The sequence below is a fragment of the Mesorhizobium sp. M2C.T.Ca.TU.002.02.1.1 genome (genome assembly GCF_003997225.1).
On sequence record NZ_RZTO01000646.1, the window covers coordinates 1 to 3606 of the forward strand.

The following is a 3606-nucleotide window of genomic DNA, read 5'->3' on the forward strand; positions in this document are numbered from 1 at the left end:
GTCTTCATAAGGGTGACGGTCTCCAGCATCGCCGGCTATCCAACCGGCTTCCAACCGCGCAGATGAGTGGGGCGGTGCTCGCCACTGTCAAGCACCTTCTGCATCGCCTCCCAGGTCTTGATGTTCTTGTCGACATAGGCCGCGCCGACCGCTGCCGCGGCCTTCGCGTAGAGCGGCCCCTTGAGCCGCGCCAGCTCCTCCCGCGCTACCTCGCGGTACCACGGATTGCGGTCGCGCACGGCGATGCCGGTGAAGCCGGCGCGCCGCATCGCCTCGGCATAGCGCGCCGGTGAGGCCATGGCGAAGGAGAGCCCTTCGGCCGCGACATAGGCCTTCATCTCAAGCGACGGCTCGCCGTCATGCCCGATCATCCAGTTCGACGCGGCAAACACCCCGCCCGGCTTCAGCACGCGGAAGATCTCGGCGAACAGCGCGTCCTTGTCCGGCACATGCAGCAGCGCGTCCTTGGAGAAGACCACGTCGAAGGAAGCATCCGTGAACGGCAGCGGCCCCGGCGGCGCCTGGACGAAACTGACACGATCCTCGAGGCCTTGCGCTACCGCTCTTCGCCTTGCCGTCTCGATCACCGGCCTTTCGACGTCGAAGCCGGTGGCTCGAGCCGCGCCGTGCGTTGCCGCCAGATGCAGCGTGATGCCGCCGGCGCCGCAGCCGATATCGAGGATCGTCTTGCCCTTGAGCGAGAGGCCTTCGACCACCCGGTCGACCTCGTCCGGCCCACCCGGCGACAGGTAGCCCTCGCCCCACAGCGCTTCGAGGAAGCGAATGGCGGTGTCGTCATATTCCGGCTCGGCGTCAGCCGTTTCGATCATCGGATCCTCAACCCCAAATGCCGATGCGGATCAGTCCAGAATGTCGGCAAAGCGTAGCGCATCAACAGGAAAACGCAACATCATTTGTTGAACATTCATTCAAAATGACTAGACAAAAATCCGTGATCCATGCGAAATTCGGGCAATCGGGAAACAGAAGCACAGAGCAATTCCAGGAAGAGCGTGAAGCGGTTCTCCGCCCGGAACTGCACAAAACCAAGACGATAGGGGCGACCGAATGGAGGTTGAGCGCGCATGAAGGCATGGGACGCGATCGTCATCGGCGGCGGCCATAACGGCCTGGTCAACGCCTGCTATCTGCAGCGCGCCGGGCTGGACGTGCTGGTGGTCGAAAAGAACGACTGGGTCGGCGGCGCGGCCACCAGCCGCGAGCTGACGCCGGGCTTCCTCTATTCCAACTGCTCCTATGTCTGCTCGCTGTTCCGGCCCGAGATCATGCGCGACCTGGAGCTGCCGCGCTTCGGCCTGCAGGTGATCTCCTACGAAGGCGGCGCGGTGTTCACCCGCGACGGCGACTATCTTGCCAATTACCGCGATCACGACGCGCATCGCCGCGAGTTCGCCCGCTTCTCGAAGCGCGACGCCGAGGCCTATGACCGCTATTCGCGCGACGTCACCAGGCAATGTCGCTTCATCCAGCCGCTCTTGATGCGCACCGCCCCCGACCCGACCAGTTTTCGGCCGCGCGACCTCGGCGAGTTGCTCTATCTCGGCAAGAAATTCGCCGGGCTTTCAGCTGAGGAGATGGCGCTGACCCTGCGCTTCTGGACGATGTCGATCTCCGACTTCCTCGACGAGTATTTCGAAACCGACGTCATCAAGGCGAACTTCGCGCTCTCCGGCATCATCGGCACGGCGCTCGGGCCGATGTCGCCCGGCACGGCTTATGTGCTGCTGCACCACTATATGGGCGAGGTCGACGGCTCGGTCGGCGCCTGGGGCTATGCGCGCGGCGGCATGGGCGCCGTCACCAGGGCGCTGGCCGCCTCCCTCAAGGCCTCCGGCGGCACCATCCGCACCGGTGCCGAGGTCGACCACGTGCTGATCAAAAATGGCAAGGCGAAGGGCGTGGTGCTTGCCGGCGGCGAGGAGATTTATGGCAAGCTCGTCATCTCCAACGCCGACGTCAAGCGCACCTTCCTGAAGCTGGTCGAGGAGAAGGAACTGCCTGATATCTTCCTGCGCCGCGTCCGAAATTTCAAAATCCGCGGCTCGTCCGGCAAGGTCAACATCGCGCTGGATTCGCTGCCCGAATTCCCTGCTCTCCCGAAGGACTCGCCGGTCTATCGCGCCGACATGCATTTCACCGATTCCATCGAGCGCATGGAGCGCGCCTATGACGACTGGAAGGCCGGGCGCTGGTCGGCCGATCCCTTCCTCGACATGATGATCCCGACCACGCTCGACCCGACCATGGCGCCGCCGGGCAAGCATTTCATGAGCTGCTTCGTGCAATATGCGCCGCCGAAGATAAGGGGGGCGGATTGGACCGATGCCGACCGCGACGGCTTTGCCGAAAGCGTGATTTCCCAGATCGCGCAATATTCGCCCGGCTTCCGCGACCGTATCGTCCACATGGAAGTGCGCACGCCGCGCGAAATCGAAGCCGAGGTCGGCCTCACCGAAGGCAACATCTTCCAGGGCGAGCTCACCTTCGACCAGCTGCTCTTCAACCGTCCGGTGCCGGGTTACGCGCAATACCGTTCGCCGGTCGGCGGGCTTTATATATGCGGCTCCTCCACCCATCCCGGCGGCGGCGTCATGGGCGCGCCCGGTCGCAATGCCGCCGCCGAGATCCTGCGCGACCTCGCCAAGCCAAGCCTGCATATGAGCCCGGCCCATGACGTCATCTGATTTGAATTGGGACGCCATCGTCATCGGCGGCGGCCACAACGGCCTCGTCGCCGCCGCGACGCTGGCGAAGTGGGGCCGCAAGGTGCTGCTGCTCGAAGCCGGCGACGAGGTCGGCGGCGCCGCGCGCACCGAGGAATTCGCGCCGGGCTTCCGAGTCTCCGCGGTCGCGCATCTGCTCAACCGTCTCCATCCCGATGTAGTGAAGACGCTGGAGTTGGAGCGGCATGGGTTGACGGTCGAGCGCGGCGATTTCGTGCCCTCGGTCGCGTTGTCGAAGGACGGCCCGCTGGTGCTGCACGGCGCCTATGGCGAGGTGCTGACGGGCGCCAGCACGTCGGAGCAATCAGCCTGGAAAGAGCTGCGCGCGCAGCTGCTGCGCCATGCCGGCGTGCTGAAGCCGTTCCTGTCGCGCAGGCCGCCGGACCTCGGCGACATGTCGCTCGCCGAAATGACCGGACTCGGCCAGACCGCGCTGGCGCTGAAGCGGCTCGGCAAGGAAAACATGCGCGACTTCCTGCGCGTGCTCCTGATGAATGTCTACGACTTGCTCGACGAGCAGCTTTCCGACGACCGGCTGAAGGGCCTGCTTGCCTTCGACGCGACGCTGGGCAGCCATCTCGGCCCGCGCTCACCGACCTCGCTGCTCGGCCTCTATTACAGGCTTTCCGGCGAGATCGGCGGCCTCGCCGGCGCGCAAGTCCAGCCGAAAGGCGGCATGGGCGCCGTCGTCGCCGCCATCCGCGCGGCGGCGGAAAAGGCCGGTGTCTCGATCCGCCCGGCTTCGCCGGTCGCGAAGGTGATCGTTGAGAAAGGCCGCGCCGTCGGTGTCGTCACGCAGAACGGCGAGACGCTGCGGGCAAGGACCGTCGTTTCCGCGGTGAACCCGGCGACGACGATCCTC

The 3606-nt window shown here is 65.2% G+C and carries 3 protein-coding genes; 2 read left to right on the forward strand and 1 reads right to left on the reverse strand.

Features of this window, described 5'->3' with window-relative positions; translation table 11 throughout:
- Positions 1–35 precede the first annotated feature (35 nt).
- Entirely contained in the window at positions 36–830 is a 795-nt protein-coding gene (locus EOD07_RS26730) for a class I SAM-dependent methyltransferase (RefSeq protein WP_127237547.1), read from the reverse strand.
- Positions 831–1085: 255 nt separating this feature from the next.
- Here EOD07_RS26730 and EOD07_RS26735 point away from each other — a divergent pair, with 255 nt between their 5' ends.
- Together EOD07_RS26735 and EOD07_RS26740 are read left to right on the forward strand one after the other, a co-directional pair.
- Positions 1086–2705, forward strand: a complete 1620-nt coding sequence (locus EOD07_RS26735; protein ID WP_127237548.1) for an NAD(P)/FAD-dependent oxidoreductase — start codon at positions 1086–1088, stop codon at positions 2703–2705.
- Positions 2692–3606, forward strand: a 915-nt coding sequence (locus tag EOD07_RS26740) for an NAD(P)/FAD-dependent oxidoreductase (protein ID WP_164772556.1), incomplete at its 3' end; no start/stop codon positions are given. The genes EOD07_RS26735 and EOD07_RS26740, both read left to right, overlap by 14 nt.

Bases quoted from the DNA above. Each gene is read 5' to 3' on its own strand.
- EOD07_RS26730 (WP_127237547.1), bottom strand. From the start codon at position 830: ATGATCGAAACGGCTGACGCCGAGCCGGAATATGACGACACCGCCATT.
- EOD07_RS26735 (WP_127237548.1), top strand. From the start codon at position 1,086: ATGAAGGCATGGGACGCGATCGTCATCGGCGGCGGCCATAACGGCCTG.